Raw genomic sequence first — 24649 nt, 5'->3', positions numbered from 1 at the left:
CACCTGCCGATGCCCGAACGTCAACACACCCGGCTTCGCCACCAGGACCTCCAACCCAACCCAAGATCAGTTGCACTGAAGCCTAGAAACCGCCCGTGGCAGATGACGTAAACCTCTTGATCACCCGGTCCTGATGAGGTGACGTGCGGTGATCAAGAGGTTCGGGTCAAAGATGGCGGCCGGAATGACGCAAACTTCTTGATCACCGGGGCCGGGCGGGGAGGGTGCGTGGTGATCAAGAGGTTTGCGTCATGGGTGGCGGGCGGATTGACGTAAACCTCTTGATCACCGGGGCGAGCCGAGCCTGGGGCCGGCCGCGCCTGGGGCCAGTCGAGCCTGGGGCCGGCCGCGCCTGGGGCCAGTCGAGCCGGGGCCAGTCGAGCCGGGCTGGGGATTGGGCTCGCGGGGGAGGGGAGGGGGTCAGGGGGTGGCGCTGGCGGTGGCGGCTACCTCGGGGAGGTCGGCGGGGCCGGGGTCGGCGGCCGGGGGTGGCGTCGCAGCCGGGTTCTGGGCGGCGGCGCGGACTGCGGCGGCGACCGCCGGGGCGACCCGGGAGTCGAAGACGCTCGGCACGATCACCGTCGGGTTGATCTTGTCTTCGCCGACCACGTCGGCGATGGCCCGGGCCGCCGCGATCGCCATCTCCTCGGTGAACTCCTCGGCGTGCGCGTCGAGCATGCCCCGGAACACGCCCGGGAAGGCGAGCACGTTGTTGATCTGGTTCGGCTGGTCGGAGCGGCCGGTGGCGACGATCGCGGCGTGCTTGCGGGCCTCCCGGGGGTCGACCTCCGGGTCGGGGTTGGCCAGCGCGAAGACGATCGCGTCCTTGGCCATGGTGGCGACGTCGTCACCGGTGAGCAGGTTGGGGGCGCTGACCCCGATGAAGACGTCCGCGCCCCGGACCGCACCGGCCAGGTCGCCGGCGTAGTTGTCCCGGTTGGTGTTCTCGGCCAGCCACTGCCAGGCCGGGTTGAGGCCGGTCAGCCCACGGTGCAGGGCGCCCTGCCGGTCGTACGCGATGATGTCGCCGACGCCCTGGCGCAGCAGCAGTTTCATGATCGCGGTGCCGGCCGCGCCGGCCCCGGAGACGACCACCCGGACGTCCGCGAGCTGCTTGCCCACGACGCGCAGTGCGTTGGTCAGCGCGGCCAGCACGCAGATCGCGGTGCCGTGCTGGTCGTCGTGGAAGACCGGGATGTCCAGCAGCTCCCGCAGCCGGGCCTCGATCTCGAAGCAGCGCGGCGCGGCGATGTCCTCCAGGTTGATCCCGCCGTACGCGGGGGCGATGGCCTTGACGATCGCCACGATCTCGTCGGTGTCCTGGGTGTCCAGCACCACCGGCCAGGCGTCCACCCCGCCGAAGCGCTTGAACAGCGCCGCCTTGCCCTCCATCACCGGCAGCGACGCCGCCGGGCCGAGGTTGCCCAGGCCGAGCACGGCCGAGCCGTCGCTGACCACGGCGACCGTGTTGCGCTTGATGGTCAACCGCCGGGCGTCCGCCGGGTTCTCCGCGATCGCCATGCAGACCCGGGCCACCCCCGGGGTGTACGCCCGGGACAGCTCGTCGCGGGTCCGCAGCCCGACCTTCGAGTGCACCTCGATCTTGCCGCCGAGGTGCAGCAGGAACGTCCGGTCGGACACCTTGCGCACGTCCACCCCGTCGAGCGCGGTGAGCGCCTCGACGACCTGGTCGGCGTGGCCGGCGTCGGCGGTGTCGCAGGTGAGGTCGACGATCACGTGGGTCGGGTCGGAGTCGACCACGTCGAGCGCGGTGACGATCGCCCCGGCCTCGCCGACCGACGTGGTCAGCCGGCCGATCGAGGAGGCGTCCGCGGGGACCGCGATCCGGATCGTGATCGAGAATCCGGCACTCGGCAGTCTGGTGATGGCCACGGAAATACCTCCGTCGTCGCTGGCGGCTCGTCGCCATTTCTACTCGCCCACCGGGCCACGGCGGCAGCCGCCCCCGCGTTCGGCGACCTCCACCACGGGCATATAGCAGTCGCGTTCCGCGTTGACCCGTGTCAGGATTACTCGGTACATGCACAGAACGGACAGGAGACGCAGCTTGCGCGACCAGGAGACCCACACCCCCTTCTCGGACGACGACCTCGACGCCACGACCGGTGAGTACGAGCTGTCGGAGCGGCAGGCGTTGCGGCGGGTCCCCGGCCTCTCCACCGAGCTGACCGACGTCACCGAGGTCGAATACCGCCAGCTCCGGCTGGAGCGGGTCGTCCTCGTCGGCGTCTGGACCGAGGGCACCCAGCGCGACGCCGACAATTCGCTGACCGAGCTGGCCGCCCTGGCCGAGACCGCCGGTTCGCAGGTGCTCGAAGGGCTGATCCAGCGCCGCAGCCGCCCCGACCCGGCCACCTACGTCGGCCGGGGCAAGGTCGACGACCTCAGCGCGGCGGTGCTCTCCACCGGGGCCGACACGGTGATCTGCGACGGTGAGCTGTCCCCGTCCCAGCTGCGCAACCTGGAACAGCGCACCAAGGTCAAGGTGGTCGACCGCACCGCGCTGATCCTCGACATCTTCGCCCAGCACGCCAAGAGCAAGGAGGGCAAGGCGCAGGTCGAGCTGGCCCAGCTCGAATACCTGCTGCCCCGGTTGCGTGGTTGGGGTGAGTCGCTGTCCCGGCAGAGCGGTGGCTCCGGGCGCGGCGGCGGCGCCGGTGGCGGCGTGGGTCTGCGTGGCCCCGGTGAGACCAAGCTGGAGACCGACCGGCGGCGCATCCGCCACCGCATCGCCCGGTTGCGCCGGGAGATCAAGGCCATGAAGACGGTACGCCAGACCAAGCGCGCCCGTCGGTCCCGTAACGCCGTTCCTGCGGTCGCCATCGCCGGTTACACCAACGCCGGCAAGTCGAGCCTGCTCAACCGGCTCACCGGCGCGGGCGTGCTGGTGGAGAACGCGCTCTTCGCCACCCTGGACCCGACCACCCGCCGGGCCACCACCTCGGACGGGCGGCTCTACACGCTGTCCGACACGGTGGGTTTCGTCCGGCACCTGCCCCACCAGATCGTCGAGGCGTTCCGTTCGACGCTGGAGGAGGTCGCCGAGGCCGACCTGGTGGTGCACGTGGTCGACGGCACCCACCCCGACCCCGAGGAGCAGGTCCGCGCGGTGCGGGAGGTGCTCTCCGAGGTCGGCGCCGACCGGCTGCCCGAGCTGCTGGTGGTCAACAAGACCGACGCCGCCGACGAGGAGACCCTGCTGCGGCTCAAGCGGCTCTGGCCGGACGCGGTCTTCGTCTCCGCGCACAGTGGGCGTGGCCTCGAAGGGCTGCGCGAGGTGATCGAGCAGCGGCTGCCGCGTCCGGCCGTGGAGGTCCGCGCGGTCCTGCCGTACGACCGGGGTGACCTGGTTGCCCGGCTGCACCGGCAGGGTGAGGTGCTGAGCACCTCCCACCTCCCGGAGGGCACCCTGCTGCACGTGCGGGTGGGGGAGGCGCTCGCCGCCGAGTTGACTCCGTTCGTGGCGGCGGGTGACCCTGCGGTGGCCGGCAGTCGGTGAGCGCTGCGGTGTGACCTGAGGTTCATGGCGGCATGCGACACTGACGCCATGCGCCGCGCTGTCTCCTCGGTCACGGTTGCCCTCGCCCTGTTCGGCGTGGCCGTGGCACCCGCTGCTGCCGCAGCGGCACCGGTCTCCGCTGCCACCTCCGGGGCGGCGTCGGTCCTGGCCACCCCCGTCGGGACGGTGCCGCTGGCCGGTGCAGTGCCGCTGGCCGGGGTGGCGCCGTTGGCCGTCGCCGGCAAGAAGAAGTGCACCGTCACGGACGAGCGGCTGCGGGAGCTGTCCGGCCTGGTCGCCACGAAGACCGGCTATGTCGTGATCAACGACGGCACCCTCCAGGAGAGCCGCAAGCGGGTCTTCTTCCTCGACACCAAGTGCAAGATCGCCAGGGAGCCGGTCAAGTTCTCCGGCGACGGCCCGTTCGACACGGAGGACCTGGCCCTCTCCCCGGACGGCAAGACGCTCTGGATCGCCGACACCGGTGACAACGTGACCAGCAGGGAACGGCGTACCCGGGTCGCGGTCTGGACGATGCCGGTGACCGGGTCGAAGCAGCCGGTGCTGCACCGGCTGTCGTACCCGGAGCGCAAGCCGCACGACGCCGAGGCGCTGCTGATCGGCGCGGACGGGTCGCCCCTGGTGATCACCAAGGTGCCCAGTGGCAAGGCGGAGATCTTCACCCCGGAGACGAAGCTCGACAGCGGCGGCAACGCCGATCCGGTGCCGATGAAGAAGGTCGGCGAGATCACCCTGCCCAAGACCACCACCGACAACCCGCTCAACATCATCGGTCGGGTGGCCATCACCGGGGCGGCCCGCTCGCCCGACGGCAGCCGGGTGGTGCTGCGCACCTACGCCGACGCCTTCGAGTACGACGTCAAGGGCGACGACATCGTGGCCGCGTTGACCACCGGCACCCCCCGGGTCACCCCGTTGGCGGACCCGTTCGGCGAGGCCATCTCGTACACCCCGGACGGCACCGGGTTCGTGACCGTCTCCGACGGCGGGGAACTCTCCCCGGAGGACCCGATCGACATCCTCGGCTACACCCCGTCCACCAAGGGCGCGGAGGCGGTCGAGGGCGCGGCGGGGACCAAGCCGGCAGCGGACAAGTCCTGGTACGACAACCTGAGCCTGGACCAGATCACCTACCTGATCGGTGCGGTCGGGGTGGTCGGCGCAGTGCTGGTCGGGGCCGGCATCGTCGGGATCGTGCGGTCCCGCAGGCGGGCCGCGGCGGCCGGCGAGATGCCTGACGATCCCGACGACGAGGTCTTCACCTCCGGCGCGGTGTCCCGGGCCGAGGGCTTCCCGGCCGGTGAGTCCCCCCCTGCCGCCGAACCGGCCCCGGACCGGCCGCGTACCGGCGGTGTCTACGGCGCTGCGGCAGGTGGTGGCCCCGCCCGGCCGGCCGGCGGCGCGGTCTACGGCGGAGGTCGGCCCCCAGCGGCAGCCGCAGCGGTTCCCTCCGGCAGTCCGGGAGGTGGCAGCCCTGCGGGCGGCGGACGTCCGGCGGGTGGTGGTGTCTACGGCGGCGGTCGCCCTGCCGGCGGTGGTGTCTACGGTGCCACCCCGGCCGGCGGTGCCGGTCCGCGCGGTGCCACCCCGGGCGGCGGTGCTGGTCCGCGCGGTGGTGCCGGCGGTGCCGGTCCGCGCGGTGGCGCCCCGGGTGTCGGCCCGCGTGGTGGTGCTTCGGGCGGTGGTGCCCGGGGTGGTGCGCCGGCCGCCGCCGACCCGCGCGGTGGTGCGCCGGCCGGTGGACGCGGCGGTGTGCCGGCGGGTGGGCGTGGTGGTGCGCCGGCCGATGGGCGTGGTGCGCCGCCCGGGGCCCGTGGTGGTGCCCCGGTGGCCGGGCGTGGCACCCCGCCGGGTGGCCGTGGCGGTACCCCGCCGGGTGGCCGTGGCGGCCCGCCACCGGAGGGGCGCGGTGGTGCGCCGGTCGGTGCCCGTGGCGGTCCTCCGCCGGGTGGGCGGGGCGGTCCTCCGCCGGGTGGGCGTGCTGCGCCGCCGGCCGGTGGGCGTGGCGGTGCTCCGGTGGGTGGTCCCGGTGCTCCTCCCGCCGGTGGGCGTGGCGGTGCTCCCGCCGGTGGTCGTGGTGCCGGCCCGGCGGGCGGGCGGGGTGGCGCTGCGGGTGGTGGGGACGGTGTCTACGGTGCCGGGCGGGCCGAACCGCCACGGCGTGAGGGTGGGCCCCGGGAGCCGCGTTCCGGTCCACGCCGGGACGACGACCACGACGACCGGCGGGGCGGCCAGTACGGCCCACCGCCCGGCCGCAGCGGCGAGCGTTACTGACTTCTCCCCAGGTCGCGGGCGTGCGCGGTCGACCAGGCACCTGCCACGGCCGTTGCGGGGCGGGGCACGGTCACCGGGAACGGCACCGGCAGCCTCCGCCGGAGGCTGCCGGGCGGGACGAGGTCAGATCCGGCGGAGCACGGCCACGACCCGGCCCATGATGGTGGCGTCGTCACCGGGGATCGGGTCGAAGGCCGGGTTCTGCGGCATCAGCCAGACGTGACCGTCGCGTCGCCGGTAGGTCTTGACGGTCGCCTCACCGTCGAGCATGGCGGCCACGATGTCACCGGCCTCGGCGATCGGCTGCTGCCGCACCACCACCCAGTCGCCGTCGCAGATCGCCGCGTCGAGCATCGAGTCGCCCTTGACCTGGAGCATGAAGACCTCGCCCTCGCCGACCAGTTCGCGGGGGAGCGGGAACACGTCCTCGACCGCCTGCTCGGCCAGGATCGGCCCACCGGCCGCGATGCGGCCCAGCATCGGCACGTACGCCGGGGTGGGGCGCTGGGCTCGGCTCAGCTCGTCGTCGGCGTCGACGGGGGCGCGGACGTCAACCGCGCGGGGGCGGTTGGGGTCGCGGCGCAGGAAGCCCTTTTTTTCCAGCTCCTTGAGCTGGTAGGCGACGCTGGACGGGGAGACCAGGCCGACCGCCTCGCCGATCTCGCGGACGCTCGGCGGGTAGCCGTGCCGCTCCACCCAGCTGCGGATGAATTCGAGGATGCGGCGCTGGCGGGCGGTGAGGTCGACGGCGGCCGGGTCGGGGAAGCCGCTGACCACCGGCGTGACCTGGCGGACGGCCGGTTGGCCGGTCCGGCTGCGGGCGGCGCGGGGACGCCGAGTGGCCGGGGGACCCGCCTCGGCGATCGGCTGCGGGTTCTTCTGCCGGTTGGCCCGGTCCTCGGTCACGTCCGTCCTCCCTGGTCGGCGCTGGGTGCCTTGGCGGCTCGTGGTGCGCGCGGGGTGTCGCGGTGCCGGACCGACGTGGTGCGCCGTGCCCGGTCGTTCATGACCGTATAGGTGAGATCGGTCATTTTCAAACATCTGTACGACGCGTCTCGGCGTGTCGGGTGGAAAACCTGGTAACTCGTACGCCCGTTCTGGTAGATGGTACGTCCTCCTCGAACCCGTGTTCGAGGGGTTCGGTGGCCTGCCGGGTCGGTCAACCGTCCGGGTCGGGCTGGCCGGACGGCCGGTAACCTCCCCGGCGTGGGGTCGGTTGGAGCTGTCGACCCCCGGGAGCGGCGACGGGCCCGGGGTGGTGGGCCCGGGGGTGGTGGGCCCGGGGTGGTGGGGCGGTTCGGGCGTGACGCGCCGGACAGTCGGGCAACTTGACCCGACCCGGCCGGCGGCCTACGGTCGACCCCTAGATGTAGTAGTCACACGGGCGTAAGTTGCCCACAGGTTGGGTTCGACTACCCACCGCACTCCCGTATCGTCGACCACGGCGAGACCGGCGACACCGGTTGCGCCGGGTCGACGCGTGCCCGGAGGCGGGCGGGCAGGCGGCCCACAGTCGATCAAGGAGGTCGGGCGATGCGGTGTCCGTACTGCCGGCACGCCGACTCCCGGGTGGTCGACTCGCGCGAGGCCGACGACGGCCAGCTGATCCGGCGGCGGCGCTCCTGCCCGGAATGCGGCAAGCGGTTCACCACGGTCGAGGAGGCCGTCCTCGCGGTGGTCAAGCGCAGCGGGGTGACCGAGCCGTTCAGCCGGACGAAGATCATCGGCGGGGTACGCAAGGCGTGCCAGGGCCGGCCGGTCGACGAGGACTCCATCGCGCTGCTGGCGCAGAAGGTCGAGGAGACCGTCCGGGCCAAGGGAGCTGCCGAGCTGCCGAGCCACGACGTGGGACTGGCGATCCTGGGCCCACTGCGCGACCTGGACGAGGTGGCCTACCTGCGCTTCGCCAGCGTCTACCGCTCGTTCGACTCGCTGGCCGACTTCGAACGGGAGATCGAGACCCTCCGGGCCGCCGCACAGGCCCGCGTCGACGCGGCCGGCGCCGCCGACCGTACCGACTGAGTCTTTTACCAAGTGACGACCTGGATTTCGACAGTGACGACGCGTGGCGGGTGGCCGCGCAGACGAGGGGGCCGATGAGATGGCGGGGGACGGCGTGACAACAAGCCGGACGCGGGCGGCGAAGAACGGCGCGGCGACGGGGCTGAAGGTGCAGCGGGTCTGGACGACCGAGGGCGTGCACCCGTACGACGAGGTGGCGTGGGAGCGCCGCGACGTCGTCATGACCAACTGGCGGGACGGCTCGATCAACTTCGAGCAGCGCGGGGTGGAGTTCCCCGAGTCGTGGAGCGTCAACGCGGCGAACATCGTCACCACCAAGTACTTCCGGGGCGCGGTGGGGACCCCGCAGCGCGAGTGGTCGCTCAAGCAGCTCATCGACCGGGTGGTCAGCACCTACCGGGCCGCCGGTGAGCAGCACGGCTACTTCGCCAACCCGGCCGACGCGGAGATCTTCGCGCACGAGCTGACCTGGATGCTGCTGCACCAGGTGTTCAGCTTCAACTCGCCGGTCTGGTTCAACGTCGGCACCCCGTCGCCGCAGCAGGTCAGCGCCTGCTTCATCCTCTCGGTCGACGACTCGATGGACTCCATCCTGGACTGGTACAAGGAGGAGGGGCGGATCTTCCAGGGCGGCTCCGGTGCCGGGGTCAACCTCTCCCGCATCCGGTCCTCGAAGGAGCTGCTCTCCTCCGGCGGCACCGCCTCGGGCCCGGTCAGCTTCATGCGCGGCGCGGACGCCTCCGCCGGCACCATCAAGTCCGGCGGCGCCACCCGGCGCGCGGCCAAGATGGTCATCCTCGACGTGGACCACCCGGACATCGAGGAGTTCGTGGCGACCAAGGCGCGCGAGGAGGACAAGATCCGCGCGCTGCGGGACGCCGGCTTCGACATGGACCTCGGCGGTGCCGACATCGTCAGCGTCCAGTACCAGAACGCCAACAACTCGGTGCGGGTCTCCGACGAGTTCATGGCGGCGGTGGAGAACGGCGGCGGCTTCGACCTGCGGGGCCGCCTCGACGGGCAGACCATCGAGACCATCGACGCGCAGAAGCTGTTCCGTACCATCGCCCAGGCCGCCTGGGAGTGCGCCGACCCGGGCCTGCAGTACGACGACACCATCAACGACTGGCACACCTGCCCGGAGACCGGCCGGATCACCGCGTCGAACCCGTGCTCGGAGTACCTGCACCTGGACAACTCCTCGTGCAACCTGGCCTCGCTCAACCTGATGAAGTTCCTCCGCGCCGACGGCGGCTTCGAGGTGGAGAAGTTCGTCCGGTCGGTCGAGTTCGTCATCACCGCGATGGACATCTCGATCTGCTTCGCCGACTTCCCCACCGACAAGATCGGCGAGACCACCCGCGCCTACCGGCAGCTCGGCATCGGCTACGCCAACCTCGGCGCCCTGCTGATGGCCTCCGGCCTGCCGTACGACTCGGAGCAGGGCCGGTCGGTGGCCGCGGCGATCACCTCGCTGATGACCGGCACCGCGTACCGCCGTTCGGCCGAGCTGGCCGCGATCGTCGGCGCGTACGACGGCTACGCCCGCAACGCCGAGCCGCACAAGCGGGTGATGCGCAAGCACGCCGCCGCCAACGACGCCATCAAGCCGGCCGGCACCGTCGCCACCGCCATCGCGCGGGAGGCCACCAAGCAGTGGACCGAGGGCAACAAGGTCGGCGACCGGTACGGCTGGCGCAATTCGCAGGCCGCTGTGCTGGCGCCGACGGGCACCATCGGCCTGATGATGGACTGCGACACCACCGGGGTCGAGCCCGACCTGGCGCTGGTGAAGTTCAAGAAGCTGGTCGGCGGCGGCTCGATGCAGATCGTCAACCAGACCGTGCCGCGCGCCCTGCGCAGCCTCGGCTACCCCGAGGAGCAGGTCGAGGCGATCGTCGAGCACATCGCCGACCACGGTCACGTGGTGGACGCCCCCGGCCTCAAGCCGGAGCACTACCCGGTCTTCGACTGCGCGATGGGCGAGCGGTCCATCGCCCCGATGGGTCACGTGCGGATGATGGCGGCCGTCCAGCCGTTCATCTCGGGTGCCATCTCCAAGACGGTCAACATGCCGGAGCAGGCCACCGTCGCCGACGTCGAGAAGATCTACTTCGAGGGCTGGAAGCTGGGCCTGAAGGCGCTGGCGATCTACCGGGACAACTGCAAGGTCGGCCAGCCCCTCTCGGTGGCCAAGCCGAACAAGACCGCCGCCCCGGCCGCCGTCGAGACGCCGGCCCCGGCCGCCGTGGAGAAGGTCGTCGAGTACCGGCCGGTGCGTAAGCGGCTGCCGAAGAAGCGTCCGTCGGAGACGGTCTCCTTCTCCGTCGGCGGCGCGGAGGGCTACCTCACCGCCTCGTCCTACCCGGACGACGGGCTGGGCGAGGTCTTCCTCAAGATGTCCAAGCAGGGCTCGACCCTGGCCGGGGTGATGGACGCCTTCTCGGTGGCCATCTCCATCGGCCTGCAGTACGGCGTCCCGCTGGAGACGTACGTCAGCAAGTTCACCAACATGCGCTTCGAGCCGGCCGGCATGACCGACGACCCGGACGTGCGGATGGCCGCCTCGGTGATGGACTACATCTTCCGGCGGCTGGCGTTGGACTTCCTGCCCTACGAGCGTCGTGCCGAGCTGGGCATCTTCACCGCCAAGGAGCGGGCCGCGCAGCTGCGGGCCGAGGCGGATGCGGAGATGAGCGGCACGGACCTGACCGCGATGGCGTCCTCGGCCCCGGTCGAGGTGGCCGAACCGAAGACCGGCCCACTGGCCCAGCCGGCCCAGGAGCTGGCCGAGGTGGCCGCCGCCAAGCCGGCGCCCGCCGTGGGCTCCTCTACCGAACTGCTGGAGGCCGTGATCGGCAAGGCCGCCGACGCGCCGCTCTGCTTCACCTGCGGCACGAAGATGCGCCCCGCCGGCAGCTGCTACGTCTGTGAGGGCTGCGGCTCCACCAGCGGTTGCAGCTGACGTACGCGTCGAACGGGAGGGCCGGCACCCGACGGGTGCCGGCCCTCCCCGTCGATGGTGAGCGGCGCGACACCGCGCGGGGCCGCGTCGCAGGGGCGCGGCGGGGATGATCGGGGCATGACCACCGCCGACCGGTACGTCGAGTTCGCCACCCGGGAGGCGCACGGTGTCTCACCGGCCTACGAGCGGTTGGCCCACGCGGTTGCCCGGGACGACGAGTTGCTGGCGCTGCTGGACGATCTGCCCCCGGCCAAGCGGCAGCCGCAACTGCTGCTCGGTGTCGTCCGCTGGCTCGGTGGTCCGGTCGACGACCCGGCCGCCTTCCGTGCCCACACCGTGGCGCACTGGGCCACCGTGCGGGCCGCGATGCTCACCCGGGCGGTGCAGACCAACGAGGTCGGCCGCTGCGCGGCGCTGCTGCCGGTGCTGGCCGCGCTGCCGCAGCCGCTGGCACTGCTGGAGGTCGGCGCGTCCGCCGGTCTCTGCCTCTATCCCGACCGGTACGCCTACCGCTACGGCGACCACCTGCTCGGCGCGGGCGACCCTGTCCTCGACTGCGCGCTGACCGGCACCGAGCCCCCGACCACCCGCCCCGAGGTGGTGTGGCGGGCCGGTCTGGACCTGAACCCGCTCGACGTCACCGACCCGGCCGACGTGGCCTGGCTCGACGCGCTGATCTGGCCGGAGCACACCCACCGCCGGTCCCGGCTGCGGGCGGCAGCGGCGGTGGCCGCCGCCGACCCGCCGGAGCTGGTCCGTGGCGACCTGGTGGACGATCTGCCGGCGTTGGCCGCGCGGGCACCGGCCGGCGCGACGCTGGTGGTCCTGCACACCTCCGTGCTCTACCAGGTGCCGTCGGCGCCTCGGGCGGCCTTCGTCGCGCTGGTCCGCGCCCTGCCCGGCCACTGGGTGTCCGCCGAGGCGGCCGACGTGCTCGCCCTCGACGGGCTGCCGGAACCGCCCGACGGGACGCTGCACAACGTGCTCGCCCTCGACGGGACGCCGCTGGCCTGGATGCGCTCGCACGGCCAGGCGGCCCACTGGTTCGGCTGACCGGTTCGGGCCGTGACCTTCCGTGCGGGTGACGGGACGGTGGATGACGGCAGTCGTCACTAGGCTGGGGTGCCGACAACTCCGGTTGAGGTGTCATGGCGAAGCCGTCGCTGTCCCAGTCCGCCCTTCTCACCCGTGCCACCCGGTCGGTCCGGTGGCTCGTCACCGGTGTCGCACCGCTCGGCTGGGGTCTGCTGGTCGGCTGGTGGACCCCGCGTGGTCCCGGCACCACCGCCGAGGCGGTGACGTCGATCCTGGTCAGCCTCGCGGTCGGTGGGCTCGCCGGCTGGGCGGGCCGGTCCCGGGCGGCGATGCTCGCGGCTCCGGTGTTCTTTGCCCTCGCCGTCGAGCTGGTCCGCTGGCCGCTGCGGGGGCCGACCGTGGACGCTCCGCACCTGACCGGCTTCGGTATCGGCGCGCTGCTGCTGGGCCGGGGCGTGCACGGGCTGCTGTCCCTGCTGCCGCTGCTGGTCGGTGCGGCCTACGGTGCGGGTCTGGCCCGGCGGGTCGCCCCGGCGACGGGCCGCCGTCCGGTGTGGACCTGGCTGGGGCGGGCCGGGGTGGGGTTGCTCGCCGCGCTGGTCGCACTGGTGACGGTCGGGGTGGCACTGCCGGCGGTCACGGCCGCCGTACCGGGTGGGATCGCCGAGCTGACCACGGTGCGCGGTGGCGGCGACCGGGAGCTGGGGGTGCTGCTGCGCGGGGCCGACCGGCGTGCCCCGGTGCTGCTCTTCCTGCCCGGTGGGCCGGGCAGTTCCGAGGTGGGGGCGGTCCGTCGGCACCTCCCCGACCTGGAACGGCAGTTCGTGGTGGCGACGGTGGACCGGCGCGGCGCGGCCCGGTCCTGGGCGGCGTTCCCGCCCTCGTCGTCGCTGACCCTCGACAGCGAGGTCGCCGACCTGCTCGCCGTGGCCGACCGGCTGGGGCAGCGCTTCGGCCGATCGGACGTCTACCTGGTGGCGCACTCCGGCGGGTCGTTGGTCGCCGCCGTCGCCGTGCAGCGCCGCCCGGAGCTGTTCCGGGCGTACGTCGGGGTCGGCCAAGCGGTCGACCTGCGGGCCGCCGACCGCAGCCAGTACGCCGACACCGTCTCCTGGGCGCGCCGGACCGGACGGGACGATCTGGTACGGCAGCTGACCGACCTGGGACCGCCGCCGTATCCGGACATGTACCACTACGAGCCGCTGCTGGCCAATGAGGCAGCCGCCTTCGACTTCGACCGCACCGGCAACCACGAGGGCCGGGGCGGGACGGGGGAGAACCTCGGCGTCGCCGAGTACACCCTGCTGGAGAAGGCGCACGTGCTCGGCGGCACCCTGGACGGCTGGGACGTGCTCTACCCGAAGGTCCAGCAGGTCGACCTGCGTACCCGGGTGCGGCAGCTGGCGGTGCCGGTCTACCTGGTCGACGGCGTGCACGAGGTGCCGGGCCGGCTGGCCCTGACCGCCCAGTGGTACGCCCAACTCCAGGCCCCGCACAAGGAACACGTGCTGCTGGACGCCGCCGGCCACCGGTCGCTCTTCCAACGACCCGGTCCCTTCGTGGACCTGCTGACCCGGGTACGCGCCGAGACCGCCGGCCCGGGGCAGTGAGCCCACCGGGTCCGTAGACTCGCCGTGGTGAGTGGGCAACGACGTCCGTTGGCGGGCCGGCCGCTGACCGAGCCGCACCCGTCCCGGCTGCCGCCTGAGCACCCCGACCGGGCGCGGATCCTGGCCGCGCACGCCGCCGCGCTCGCCGCCGGGGACGCCGGGTATCCCGACCCGGCCACCGGGCTGTTCGTCCTCAGCGCCGGGTTCCTGGCCCGGCGGGGCACCTGCTGCGGGCGTGGCTGCCGGCACTGCCCGTACGTAGACGACTAGTTCGGCTGTCCCGGCGGCCCGCCCCACCTGCGCCGACTGATGACCGGCACGGCCCGGGTGATCTGGGTGGTGATGGCGGTGCCGGGGCCGCTCCACTGCGGGCCAAGCGTGACCTCCCGCCCACCTGACGCCGCCGGGTGGCTGCCCGGGTCTTCCGTCCGGCAGTGCCAACCCGTACGGTTTCCGACGGACATCGGCGGATCTCCCGCCGACGATCACGGAGGTGTGCCCGTGCACGGGCGGATCTGGCTCGCCGGGGCGGGCGTGCTGCTGACCACGGGCTGCGGGGCGTCGGAGCCCGACCCGGTACGGCTGCCGGCGGGGGAACCGGTCGTCGTCGAGGTGGGTGCCGCCTCGTCCGGCGGGGCGTGCCGGCTGCTCGACTTCGCGGTGATCGAGGAGCACACCGGCGTCCACTTCGACGTGGCGGCGGCCAGCGAGCGGGGTGATACCCGTACCTGCGTGGTGCGGGCCACGGACACCACCTGGCCGGAGCTGACCCTGACTGTCACCGACACCTCGATCGACGTGCCCACCTTCACCGCCGACGTGCTGCCCGAGGGGGCGACGAAGGTGTCGAAGCTGGGCCAGGCCGGCTACCGGCGGACCGGCGCGAAGACCGCGAAGCACGGGCCGACGGCCGAGGTGGGTTGGTTGGCCGCCGAGGACCGGCTGGCCACGCTCCGCTGGACCTGCCCACCGGCCGAGGACCGGGCGACCGCCGGTGCGGTGGCCGGCCACCTGGTCGACCTGGCCAGGAAGCTCGACACCCGGTCCCTGTGACACCGGCCCGGCAGCCGGCGAGGTCGGCGTGCGGGTCGGGGCGCGGCCAACCAGGCGGCCCTTCGCGGGTCAGTGGGCGGCGACGAACACCCGGGAGGCGACCTCGCGGGGCAGCCGGACCCGTTCGCCGGAGCGGTCGATGAACACCCCGTCGCGTTCCTGGGCGACGGTGACCGTGGCGCCCGGGTCGACCCCGGCGGCGTGCAGTTGCCGCAGCACGTCGGCGTCGGTCTGCACACTTTCGCAGATCCGCCGGACCACCACCGGGCCGGTCAGCCCGGGGAAGGCGAGGTTGCGTTCACCCTCGGCGTGGTCGGTGGCCTCGGTCTCCGGCGAGCCCAGCTCCTCCAGGCCGGGGATCGGGTTGCCGTACGGCGAGCGGGTGGGTCGGTTGAGCAGGTCGTAGACCCGCTTCTCCACCGCGTCGCTCATCACGTGCTCCCACCGGCAGGCCTCCTCGTGGGCCTCCTCGTAGGGCATCCCGATCACGTTGACCAGCAGCAGTTCGGCGAGCCGGTGCTTGCGCATCACCGATACGGCGGTGCCCCGGCCCAGGTCGGTGAGCGCCAGGTGCCGGTCGCCCTCGACGGTGAGCAGCCCGTCGCGTTCCATCCGGGCCACGGTCTGGCTGACGGTGGGCCCGCTCTGCCGCAACCGCTCGGCGATCCGGGCACGCAGCGGCGGCACCCCTTCCTCTTCGAGTTCGAGGATGGTGCGCAGGTACATCTCGGTCGTGTCCACTAAGTCGTGGCTTTTCACATTCGCCCCTTTTGTCCGAAGGCGGCGAAGGTAGCTTCGCGCTCAGTGGTGTCGACCCGGTCATGCTTCACGTCAGCGGCCTCCCGGTGGTCGATGCTACCCCGGCCCACGAAGATCGACCTGCGCCGAATCGCGAGGTCGATGCCCCGATGGTGTTGACTGGACGTCATGTCCGGTACCGCTGCGCCCCTGATCGAGCCGGACCGGCTCGCCACCGAGCTGGCCCGCCCCGACCCGCCGACCCTGCTGGACGTCCGCTGGCGGCTGGTCGGCCCCCCGGGCCGCGACGACTACACCGCCGGCCACCTGCCCGGGGCGGTCTTCGTGGACCTGGACACCGTCCTGTGCGGTCCGCCCGGCCCGGCGGGCCGGCACCCGCTGCCCGAACCGGCCGCGCTCCAGGCCGCGCTGCGGGCCGCCGGTGTCCGCGCCGGTCATCCCGTGGTGGTGTACGACGACGGCGACGGCCTGGCCGCCGCCCGCGCCTGGTGGACGCTGCGCTGGGCCGGCCACCGGTCGGTACGGGTGCTGTCCGGCGGCTGGTCCGGCTGGCTCGCCGCCGGCCTGCCCGGCACCGTCGAGGTGCCCACCCCGCAACCCGGCGACGTGACCGTCACACCGGGTGGGCTGCCGGTGCTGGACGCCGACGACGCGGCCCGGCTCGGCGCGGCCGACGACGGCGTGCTGCTGGACGTCCGGGCCGCCCCCCGCTACCGGGGCGAGACCGAGCCGATCGACCCGGTCGCCGGGCACGTGCCGGGCGCGGTCAACCTGCCCGCCCCCGAGTACGTCACCGAGGGCCGCTACCTGACCGCCGAGGCGCTGCGGGACCGGTTCGCCGCCGCCGGGGTGCGCGCCGACCAGCCGGTGGGGGCGTACTGCGGATCGGGGGTGACCGCCGCGCAGACGGTGCTGGCGTTGCACCTGGCCGGTCGGCCGGACGCCGCGCTCTACGTCGGATCGTGGAGCGGCTGGGTCGCCGACCCGTCCCGCCCGGTGGCCACCGGCCCGACACCAGCCGGTTGACCAGCACGCCTGGTGGGCGACCGGTGACCCGCGTGCGACGATGACCCCATGTCGGACGACACACTGGTGGTGTGGGACGAGTCCCTGCTCGACTACGACATGGGGGAGCACCCGCTCGACCCGGTCCGGGTCGAGCTGACCGTCGCGCTGGCCCGGGAGCTGGGCGTCCTGGACCGGCCGGGCGTACGGCTGATCCGGCCCGAGCCGGCCGACGACGCGACGCTGACCCGGGTGCACCTGCCCGACTACCTGGCGGCGGTCCGGACCGCCCCCCGCGATCCGCTCTTCGCCGGCTACGGACTGGGCACCTCGGACAATCCGGTCTTCGACGGGATGCACGAGTCCAGCGCGCTGATCGCCGGGGCGACGGTGGCCGCCGCCGAGGCGGTCTGGCGGGGCGAGGCCCGCCGCGCGGTCAACGTGGCCGGTGGGCTGCACCACGCCATGCCCGACCGGGCCGCCGGGTTCTGCGTCTACAACGACCCGGCGGTGGCCATCGCCCGCCTGCTCGACCTGGGCGCCGAGCGGGTCGCCTACGTCGACGTGGACGTGCACCACGGCGACGGTGTGCAGGAGGTCTTCTACCACGACCCCCGGGTGCTCACGGTGAGCCTGCACGAGACCCCGCTCGCGCTCTTCCCCGGCACCGGGTTCCCCGACGAGACCGGTGGCCCGGGGGCGCAGGGCAGCGCGGTCAACGTGCCGCTGCCACCGGGCACCGACGACGCCGGCTGGCAACGCGCCTTCCACGCGATCGTGCCGTCGGTGCTGCGGGCGTTCCGACCGCAGATCCTGCTCACCCAGTGCGGTGCCGACGGGCACCGGCTCGACCCCCTGGCCGACCTGCACCTGTCGGTGGACGGGCAACGGGCCACCTACCTGACGTTGCGGGCGCTCGCCGACGAGTTGTGCGACGGCCGCTGGGTGGCCACCGGCGGCGGCGGGTACGCCCTGGTGGAGGTGGTGCCCCGGGCCTGGACGCACCTGCTGGCGGTGGCCACCGGCGACCCGCTCGACCCGGCCACCCTCACCCCGCCCGACTGGCGTGCGCTGGCCGCCCACCGGCTGCCCGGCCGGGACGTCCCGCTGCGGATGACCGACGACGTCGACCCGTCACACCAGCCGTGGCAGCCGACCGGGGAGCCGAACTCGGTGGACCGGGCGGTGGCGGCCACCCGCAAGGCGGTGTTCCCGCTGCTCGGGCTGGACCCGTACGACCCGCGCGACTGAGCCGGGGACCTGGGGAGGGACCGGACGTGGTGACCACTGTCGACCAACCGGTGGACGTGCTGCTCAGCGACGGCAGCACCGTCGCCCTGCGACCGATCCGGCCGCAGGACGCCCCGGAGATCGTCGCCATGCACGGGCGTTTCTCGGAACGCACCCGCTACCTGCGCTACTTCTCGCCGTACCCGCGTATCCCGGAACGGGACCTGCGCCGCTTCGTCACCGTCGACCACCGGGACCGGGAGGCGTTCGTGGTGCTGGTCGGCGACCGGATCGTCGCCGTCGGCCGGTACGAGCGGCTGGGTCCGGCGGCCCCCGAAGCCGAGGTGGCGTTCGTGGTGGAGGACGCCCACCAGGGCCGGGGGATCGGTTCGGTGCTGTTGGAGCACCTGGCCGACGCGGCCGGCCGGGCCGGCATCGGGCACTTCGTCGCCGAGGTGCTCCCCACCAACGGGGCGATGCTGCGGGTCTTCGCCGACTTCGGCTACCAGGTGCAACGGCAGTTCGCCGACGGGGTGGTGCACCTGACGTTCCCGATCGCCCCGACCGAGGCGACCCTGGCCGTGCAGCGCGGCCGGGAGCACCGCACCGAGGCGCGGTCCATCGCCCGGCTGCTCACCCCGCGCGGGGTGGCCGTCTACGGGGCCAGCGCCACCGGTCAGGGGGTCGGCGCGGCCGTTCTCGGGCACCTGCGCGACGGCGGCTACCCGGGGGCGATCGTGCCGGTGCATCCGAGCGCGCGCACGGTGGCGGGGCTGCCCGCGTACCCGTCGGCAGCCGACGCCGGAGTGGACGTCGACCTGGCGGTCGTCGCGGTGCCCCCGGACGCGGCGGCGGGGGTGGTGGCCGACGCCGCCGCTGCCGGCGCGCACGGCCTGGTGGTCATCTCCGCCGGTTTCGCCGAGGCCGGACCGGCCGGCGCGGCGGCCCAACGGGCCCTGGTCCGGGCGGCGCACGCCGCCGGCATGCGGGTCGTCGGCCCGAACTGCCTGGGCGTGGCCAACACCGACGGGCGGGTACGCCTCAACGCCACCCTGGCCCCGGTGCTGCCCGCCCCCGGACGGGTGGGTTTCTTCAGCCAGTCCGGCGTGTTCGGGGTGGCGCTGCTGGCCGAGGCGCAGCGCCGGGGGCTGGGCCTGTCGAGTTTCGTGTCGGCCGGCAACCGGGCCGACGTGTCCGGCAACGACCTGCTCCAGTTCTGGCAGGACGACCCGGGCACCGACGTGATCCTGCTGTACCTGGAGACCTTCGGCAATCCGCGCAAGTTCGCCCGGTTGGTGCGCCGGATCGGCCGGGACAAGCCGGTGGTGGCGTTGGCTTCGCTGGCCCGCCCGGTCGGGTCCGGCGTCGCACCCACGCTCGACGAGGCCGCCGTCGGTGCCCTCTTCGCGCAGTCCGGGGTGATCCGGGTGGACACCGTCGCCGAACTGCTCGACGTCGGGACGCTGCTGGCCAACCAGCCGCTGCCCGCCGGTGGCCGGGTCGGCGTGGTCGGCAACTCGTCGGCGCTGACCGGCTTGGCGGCCACCGCCTGCGCGGGGCAGGGCCTCACGGTCGCCGCCGGCTACCCCCACGACGTCGGCCCGCACGCCGGTGCCGCCGCGTTCACCGCCGCGCTGGCCGGTGCCGCCGCCGACGACGGCGTGGACGCGCTGGTGGCGGTCTTCGCCCCACCCCTGCCGGGGCAGCTCACCGTCGAGGAGGCGGACTTCACCGCCGCCGTGGCGGCGGCGGTGACCGGCGGCAAGCCGACCGTGGTGACGTTCCTCGCCGGCCGGGTGCCGGTCGGGCTGCCCGCGTACCCGAGCGTGGAGGAGGCGGTGCGGGCGCTGGGCCGGGTCAGCCGGTACGCCGACTGGCTGCGCCGGGACCCGGGCACGCCACCGCAACTGACCGGGGTGGACCGGGCTGCCGGGCAGGCCGCGCTGCGCGGTGACGCCGCCGACGCGGCGGCGCTGCTCGCCGCGTACGGCATCGAGGTGGTCGGCTCGGCCCCGGCCGGCACCGTCGACGAGGCGCTCGCCGCCGCCGGGCGGCTGGGCTGGCCGGTGGCGTTGAAAGCCGCCGCGCCCGGCCTGCGGCACCGCCTCGACCTGGGCGCCGTCCGCCTCGACCTGGCCGACCCGGTCGCGCTACGCCGGGCGTACGCGGACCTGGCGGCGGCCTTCGGCGCGGACGTCCTGGTCCAGCCGATGGTGCCGCCGGGGGTGGCCTGCGTGGTGGAGCTGCGCGAGGACCCGGCGTTCGGGCCGGTCGTCGGCTTCGGGCTCGGTGGGGTCGCCACCGAACTGCTCGGGGACCGGGCCTGGCGGGCGGTGCCGTTGACCGACCGGGACGCCGCCGAACTCGTCGACGAGCCCCGGGCGTCGCCGCTGCTGCACGGGCACCGGGGTGCCGACGCGGTGGACCGGGCGGCCCTGGCCGACCTGCTGCTGCGGGTGGGCCGGCTCGCCGACGAGCAGCCCCGGGTGCGGTCGCTCACCCTCAACCCGGTGCTGGCCCGCCCGGACGGCGTGTCGGTGCTGCACGCGGCGGTGGGGGTCGGCACGGCCGGGGCCCGCCCCGACACCGGCCCGCGCCGGCTCTGACCGTGCCCGCCGCCGGCTCCGGCGGTGACCGTGCCCTGCTGCCGGCGGCGCTGACCGTGCCCGCCGAGGGCGCTGACCGTGCCCGCCGGGGGCGCTGACCGTGCCCGCCGGGGGCGCTGACCGTGCCCGCCGGGGGCGCTGACCGTGCCCGCCGGGGGCGCTGACCGTGCCCGCCGGCGGCTCCGGCGGTGACGGGACCCCGGACAGCGGGCAGGCCCCCGGCGAACCGCCGGGGGCCTGCGCCGAACCGTCCCGCTCAGCAGGCGTACGCCTCCAGCCGCTGCGCCCGCTCCGGGTCGCGCAACTTGAGCAGGGTGACCTTCTCGATCTGCCGGATCCGCTCCCGGGACAGGCCGAACTCCTTGCCGACCTCGTCGAGGGTGCGCTGCCGGCCGTCGTCCAGGCCGAACCGGAGCCGGATCACCGCCTGCTCCCGCTGGGAGAGGGTGGACAGCACGATGCGTACCTCGTTGCGCAGTTCGCCGTTGGCGGCCGCGTCACCCGGCTCGGTGCGCTGGTCCACCGAGGCGACGAAGTCACCGAGGGCGCTCTCGCCGTCCTCGCCGACGGCCTGGTCGAGGCTGACCGGCTCCCGGTCGTACGAGATCAGCTCGATGACCTGGAACTCGGGGATCTCCATCGCCCGCGCCACCTCGGAGACGATGGGCTCGCGACCCAGCGTGACCGACAGCTCCCGGCGGACCCGGACCATCCGGTTGACCTGCTCGACCATGTGCACCGGGATGCGGATGGTGCGGGCCTGGTCGGCCATCGCCCGGGTGATCGCCTGCCGGATCCACCAGGTGGCGTACGTGGAGAACTTGTAGCCCTTGGCGTAGTCGAACTTCTCGACCGCGCGGATCAGGCCGAGGTTGCCCTCCTGGATCAGGTCGAGGAAGGCCATCCCCCGCCCGGTGTAGCGCTTGGCGATGCTGACCACCAGCCGCAGGTTGGCCTCCAGCAGGTGGTCCTTGGCGGCGCGGCCCTCCCGGGCGATCAGGGCGAGGTCGGCGCGCAGGTCACCGGAGACAGGGGTGCAGGTGGACAGCTTCTCCTCGGCGAACAGCCCGGCCTCGATCCGTCTGGCCAGCTCCACCTCCTGGGCCGCGGTGAGCAGCTTGGTCCGGCCGATGCCGTTGAGGTAGGCCCGGACCAGGTCGGTGGAGACCCCGCGCTCGTCGGTGGCGTCGAGGTCGGTGAGGGCTTCGGTGCCGTGCTCGGCGTCGATGGTGGTGGCCGGGCGCGTCTTGTTATCGATCATCTGCAGGGCCATCTCTGTGTCTCCCCGTGTCTGCTTTCGGTGTCGCCTACCGGCGCCATCGGCTCCGGTGATGGACAGCTTTCCAACCGGGACGTGAAACGGGGGTGAGGCGATCGGGGACCCGACAGCAATCTGGTCGGATGCGGGGTGGGTCGTCGGCGGTCTTGCCAGGTCCGGCTACCGTGCCAGCGTCGGCCATCGGGGTCGGCGATGCGACAGGCAATGGAGGACGTGGTGGTCTTCAAACGGCTCATGCAGTCGATGGGGGTGGGCGGTCCGTCGGTGGAGACCGTGCTCGCCAATCCGAACTGCCGTCCCGGCGGGGTGCTGGAGGGGCGGGTCCACGTGGCCGGCGGCGACCATGCCGCCGACATCGAGTACGTGGCGCTCGGCCTGGTCACCCGGGTCGAGGTGGAGAGTGCCGACTCCGAGTACGAGACCACCCAGGAGTTCGCCCGCCAGCAGGTCACCGGCCCGTTCCGGCTGGAGGCGGGGCAGCGCTACGACATCCCGTTCCGGTTCGCCGTGCCGTGGGAGACCCCGCTGACCGACCTGTACGGCCACCGGCTGCACGGGATGACGATGGGGCTGCGTACCGAGCTGGAGGTGGCCCGCGCAGTCGACAAGGGTGACCTGGACGCGGTGTCGGTGCACCCACTGCCGGCTCAGGAGCGGCTGCTGGAGGCGCTGCTGCGGCTGGGCTTCCGGTTCGCCCGCGCCGACGTCGAGCGCGGCCACATCTATGGCGTACGGCAGAGCCTGCCGTTCTACCAGGAGATCGAGTTCTACCCCGCCCCGCAGTACGCCGGGGCGATCAACCAGCTGGAGGTCACCTTCGTCACCGACCCGCACCAGGTGCAGGTGGTGCTGGAGATGGACAAGCGGGGTGGCCTGTTCACCGAGGGTCGGGACGCCTTCGGCCGGTTCACCGTCGACCATGCCACCGCCGACCGCACCGACTGGGCCGCCCAACTCGACGGCTGGCTCCGCCAGTCCCTCCAACGCCGAGGCCTCTTCTCCTAACCCACCCCACCCCACTCACCCCCACCCCACCCCCACCCCCCAAATCGCCCCGCCCCGCTCGCCCAGCCCCGGTGATCAAGAAGTTTGCGTCACTTTGAAGATCGAACTTGACGCAAACTTCTTGATCACCGGGGCTGGAGATGAGGGCTGAGGGCTGAGGTGGGGGTGGAGGGGAGGGGAGAAGGGGGGATGGGAGGAGGGGGCAGGGTCAGAGGTCCAGGAGGAGGGTGCGGGGGCCGGTGTTGGTGCTCTCGACGAGCATGTGGGTGCGGAAGCGGCCCGTCTCGACCGTCGCGCCCCGGGCGCGGAGCGCCTCGACCACGGCGGTGACCAGCGGTTCGGCCACCTCGGCGGGGGCGGCGGCGAGCCAGCTCGGGCGGCGGCCCTTGCGGGTGTCGCCGTAGAGGGTGAACTGGCTGACCAGCAGGATCGGGGCACCGGTGTCGGCGGCGCTGCGTTCGCCGTCGAGGATGCGCAGCTCGTGCACCTTGCGGGCCATCGTCCGGGCCAACTCGGGGGTGTCGGTGTGGGTGATGCCCAGCAGCACCAGCAGGCCGTCGGTGATCGCGCCGACCACCTCGCCGTCGACGGTGACGCTGGCCCGTTCGACCGTCTGCACCACCGCCCGCATCAGCCGGTCACCGCTTTGACGATGCCCCGTTCGACCGCCCGCATCGGGGTGCCTCGCTCGACCGCCCGCATCGGGGTGCCCCGTTCGACCGCGCGCATCAGTTGGTCACCGGTTCGACGAGGCCCCGCTCGATCAGCCGCGCCACGATCGGGCCGGCCGCCTCGGCCAGCTCGTCGGGGGTGACGTCGTGCGCGGCGGCGAGCAGGGCGAGCTGGTCGCGCAGCGGCAGCCGTCCGTCGCAGCCGCCGACCAGGGCCAGCACCAGCGGGTCGATCTCCTCGCTCCAGCGCAGCCCGTGCGGCATCGTCAGGACCTGCCGGTCCACCGCCCAGCCCTCGTCGCCGATCGTCGCCTCCTGGCGCAGTTGCAGCCCCGGGGCCGCCCGGTAGCGAAGGTCGAGCAGGCCGTCGGCACCGTGGGCACGCAGGAGGTCCTGCCGGTCGAACCAGCCGGCGACCTGGTCGCCCAGGGGTGGCTCGACCCGCTGCCGCAGGTCCTCCACCCGGACGACCGGGTCTTCGTGACCGTTGCGGCGCAGCGAGACGATGCCGAATCCGATCGACTCGACCTTGTGCGCGTCGAACCAGTCCAGCCAGGCTGCCGCCCGGTGCGGGTCGGTCGCCTCGCCGACGTCGGTCAGCCACAGGTGGACGTACGCCATCGGGTCGGCCACCTCGCGCTGGATCACCCAGGCGTCCAGGCCGGTGCCGGCGAACCAGCCGGTCACCCGTTCCGCCCAGTCCTCCCCGGCGACGTGCACCCAGTTGGCGAGGTACTGCATGGTGCCGCCCTCGGTGAGCAGGCCCGGCGCGGCGGCGGCCAGTTCAGCGCCGATCGCGTCGCCGACCCGGCCGGAGTCCCGGTAGACGTGGGTGGTGGTGCCCGGCCCGACCACGAACGGCGGGTTGCTGACCACCAGGTCGAACCGTCGGCCGGCCACCGGGGCGACCAGGTCGCCGCGCAGCAGTTCCCAGTCCTGCCCGTTGAGGGCGGCGGTGGTGGCGGCGAAACGCAGCGCCCGTTGCGACACGTCGGTGGCGGTGACCCGCCGGGCGTGGGTGGCCAGGTGCAGGGCCTGCACCCCGGACCCGGTGCCCAGGTCCAGTGCGGTGTCCACCGGGTGGCGGACGGTCGCGCCGATCAGGGTGTGGGTGGCCCCGCCGATGCCGAGCACGTGTTCGCTGTGCAGCGGTCGACCCGGGCGGGCGCTGGCCGGTACGTCGGCGAGCACCCACCAGGCGTCGCCGTAGGGTTCCAGGTCGACCCCGGCGCGCAGCCCGTCACCGTACGGCTCGACGAGGCCGGCGGCGACGGCGTCGGCGAGGTCGAGCGGGGCGAGCGCGGCGGCGACCGCCGGTTCCGGTTCGGTCTGGTCGCAGATGAACACCCGGATCAGGGTGCCCAGCGGGTCGCGGTCCTCGGTGGCGCGCAGCGCGGCCCGGAAGTCGTTGCGGGCCACCCCGCCGGTGGCCTGCGGGCCGAGTCGGCCGGCGATGCCGTTGGCGGTGAAGTCGGCGCTGGTGAGCGCGGCGCGTAGCGCCTCGACGCCGGCGGGGGAGAGCAGCATGTCGTCACGGTCCACCACGTCATCCTGCCTGGCGTGGGGGCACCGGTGGCGGGCACCCGCTGACTTC

General features: G+C 73.5%; 17 protein-coding genes and 1 pseudogene. 12 read left to right on the top strand and 6 right to left on the bottom strand.

The window, feature by feature from the left end; genetic code table 11:
* Window positions 1-420 precede the first annotated feature (420 nt).
* Entirely contained in the window at window positions 421-1893 is a 1473-nt protein-coding gene (locus AB0B63_RS23070; RefSeq protein ID WP_208569565.1) for an NAD-dependent malic enzyme, read from the bottom strand.
* A gap of 148 nt (window positions 1894-2041) precedes the next feature.
* On the opposite strand from AB0B63_RS23070, the gene hflX reads away from it, so the two are divergent.
* Window positions 2042-3520 carry a GTPase HflX gene (hflX, locus tag AB0B63_RS23065; RefSeq protein WP_244253122.1) on the top strand — a complete coding sequence of 493 codons (1479 nt, stop codon included), beginning with the start codon at window positions 2042-2044 and terminating at the stop codon, window positions 3518-3520.
* A 48-nt stretch (window positions 3521-3568) separates the two neighbouring features.
* Window positions 3569-5365: pseudogene (locus AB0B63_RS23060) on the top strand (hypothetical protein); the annotation flags it as partial.
* A 573-nt stretch (window positions 5366-5938) separates the two neighbouring features.
* Here AB0B63_RS23060 and lexA read toward each other — a convergent pair.
* Complete coding sequence (lexA, locus tag AB0B63_RS23055; protein ID WP_208569562.1) at window positions 5939-6721, bottom strand: transcriptional repressor LexA; 783 nt, start codon at window positions 6719-6721, stop codon at window positions 5939-5941.
* Window positions 6722-7348: 627 nt separating this feature from the next.
* On the opposite strand from lexA, the gene nrdR reads away from it, so the two are divergent.
* The 6 genes from nrdR (at window position 7349) to AB0B63_RS23025 (ending at window position 14500) form a co-directional block, all read left to right on the top strand.
* Complete coding sequence (gene nrdR, locus AB0B63_RS23050) at window positions 7349-7837, top strand: transcriptional regulator NrdR (RefSeq protein WP_208569561.1); 489 nt, start codon at window positions 7349-7351, stop codon at window positions 7835-7837.
* 79 nt (window positions 7838-7916) lie between these two features.
* Window positions 7917-10802, top strand: coding sequence for a vitamin B12-dependent ribonucleotide reductase (locus tag AB0B63_RS23045; protein WP_357021951.1), 2886 nt, complete (start codon window positions 7917-7919; stop codon window positions 10800-10802).
* A 117-nt stretch (window positions 10803-10919) separates the two neighbouring features.
* Complete coding sequence (locus tag AB0B63_RS23040) at window positions 10920-11855, top strand: DUF2332 domain-containing protein (RefSeq protein ID WP_208569558.1); 936 nt, start codon at window positions 10920-10922, stop codon at window positions 11853-11855.
* 95 nt (window positions 11856-11950) lie between these two features.
* Entirely contained in the window at window positions 11951-13447 is a 1497-nt protein-coding gene (locus AB0B63_RS23035; protein ID WP_357021947.1) for an alpha/beta hydrolase, read from the top strand.
* A 27-nt stretch (window positions 13448-13474) separates the two neighbouring features.
* Window positions 13475-13717, top strand: coding sequence for a DUF5522 domain-containing protein (locus AB0B63_RS23030; RefSeq protein WP_208569556.1), 243 nt, complete (start codon window positions 13475-13477; stop codon window positions 13715-13717).
* 231 nt (window positions 13718-13948) lie between these two features.
* Entirely contained in the window at window positions 13949-14500 is a 552-nt protein-coding gene (locus AB0B63_RS23025; RefSeq protein WP_208569555.1) for a hypothetical protein, read from the top strand.
* Between the two features lie 69 nt (window positions 14501-14569).
* Here the strand turns inward: AB0B63_RS23025 and AB0B63_RS23020 are convergent, their stop codons facing one another.
* Window positions 14570-15259: a metal-dependent transcriptional regulator gene (locus tag AB0B63_RS23020; RefSeq protein WP_208569554.1), complete on the bottom strand. Its 690-nt coding sequence runs from the start codon at window positions 15257-15259 to the stop codon at window positions 14570-14572.
* Window positions 15260-15427: 168 nt separating this feature from the next.
* Here AB0B63_RS23020 and AB0B63_RS23015 point away from each other — a divergent pair, with 168 nt between their 5' ends.
* Genes AB0B63_RS23015 through AB0B63_RS23005 form a run of 3 tightly spaced genes read left to right on the top strand, consistent with a single transcriptional unit; the run spans window position 15428 to window position 20100 of the window.
* Window positions 15428-16285 carry a sulfurtransferase gene (locus tag AB0B63_RS23015; RefSeq protein ID WP_357021942.1) on the top strand — a complete coding sequence of 286 codons (858 nt, stop codon included), beginning with the start codon at window positions 15428-15430 and terminating at the stop codon, window positions 16283-16285.
* A 48-nt stretch (window positions 16286-16333) separates the two neighbouring features.
* A complete protein-coding gene (locus tag AB0B63_RS23010) occupies window positions 16334-17515 on the top strand; it encodes an acetoin utilization protein AcuC (protein ID WP_208569552.1) in 1182 nt (393 codons plus the stop codon).
* Between the two features lie 29 nt (window positions 17516-17544).
* Window positions 17545-20100, top strand: a complete 2556-nt coding sequence (locus AB0B63_RS23005; RefSeq protein ID WP_357021939.1) for a GNAT family N-acetyltransferase — start codon at window positions 17545-17547, stop codon at window positions 20098-20100.
* A gap of 256 nt (window positions 20101-20356) precedes the next feature.
* Here AB0B63_RS23005 and sigB read toward each other — a convergent pair whose 3' ends face one another.
* A complete protein-coding gene (gene sigB, locus AB0B63_RS23000) occupies window positions 20357-21361 on the bottom strand; it encodes an RNA polymerase sigma factor SigB (RefSeq protein ID WP_357021971.1) in 1005 nt (334 codons plus the stop codon).
* Window positions 21362-21595: 234 nt separating this feature from the next.
* On the opposite strand from sigB, the gene AB0B63_RS22995 reads away from it, so the two are divergent.
* Window positions 21596-22384 (top strand): sporulation protein, encoded by a 789-nt coding sequence (locus AB0B63_RS22995; protein WP_208569586.1) that lies wholly within the window; start codon window positions 21596-21598, stop codon window positions 22382-22384.
* 208 nt (window positions 22385-22592) lie between these two features.
* On the opposite strand, the gene dtd is transcribed toward AB0B63_RS22995, so the two are convergent.
* Window positions 22593-23015 carry a D-aminoacyl-tRNA deacylase gene (gene dtd / locus AB0B63_RS22990; RefSeq protein WP_208569550.1) on the bottom strand — a complete coding sequence of 141 codons (423 nt, stop codon included), beginning with the start codon at window positions 23013-23015 and terminating at the stop codon, window positions 22593-22595.
* Window positions 23016-23112: 97 nt separating this feature from the next.
* On the bottom strand, window positions 23113-24597 hold the full coding sequence (locus tag AB0B63_RS22985; protein ID WP_357021936.1) for a methyltransferase: 1485 nt from the start codon (window positions 24595-24597) through the stop codon (window positions 23113-23115).
* Between the last annotated feature and the right edge of the window lie 52 nt (window positions 24598-24649).

The sequence above is a fragment of the Micromonospora sp. NPDC049081 genome (genome assembly GCF_040648835.1).
Classification (GTDB): domain Bacteria; phylum Actinomycetota; class Actinomycetes; order Mycobacteriales; family Micromonosporaceae; genus Micromonospora; species Micromonospora antibiotica.
This window is presented reverse-complemented; position numbering and strand designations above follow the sequence as displayed.

What these genes read in the sequence shown, in the direction of transcription:
- AB0B63_RS23035 (WP_357021947.1), top strand. Translation starts at nt 11,951, where the DNA reads ATGGCGAAGCCGTCGCTGTCCCAGTCCGCCCTTCTCACCCGTGCCACC.
- dtd (WP_208569550.1), bottom strand. Translation starts at nt 23,015, where the DNA reads ATGCGGGCGGTGGTGCAGACGGTCGAACGGGCCAGCGTCACCGTCGAC.
- AB0B63_RS23010 (WP_208569552.1), top strand. Translation starts at nt 16,334, where the DNA reads ATGTCGGACGACACACTGGTGGTGTGGGACGAGTCCCTGCTCGACTAC.
- AB0B63_RS23040 (WP_208569558.1), top strand. Translation starts at nt 10,920, where the DNA reads ATGACCACCGCCGACCGGTACGTCGAGTTCGCCACCCGGGAGGCGCAC.
- AB0B63_RS23045 (WP_357021951.1), top strand. Translation starts at nt 7,917, where the DNA reads ATGGCGGGGGACGGCGTGACAACAAGCCGGACGCGGGCGGCGAAGAAC.
- AB0B63_RS23015 (WP_357021942.1), top strand. Translation starts at nt 15,428, where the DNA reads ATGTCCGGTACCGCTGCGCCCCTGATCGAGCCGGACCGGCTCGCCACC.
- sigB (WP_357021971.1), bottom strand. Translation starts at nt 21,361, where the DNA reads ATGATCGATAACAAGACGCGCCCGGCCACCACCATCGACGCCGAGCAC.
- hflX (WP_244253122.1), top strand. Translation starts at nt 2,042, where the DNA reads ATGCACAGAACGGACAGGAGACGCAGCTTGCGCGACCAGGAGACCCAC.
- nrdR (WP_208569561.1), top strand. Translation starts at nt 7,349, where the DNA reads ATGCGGTGTCCGTACTGCCGGCACGCCGACTCCCGGGTGGTCGACTCG.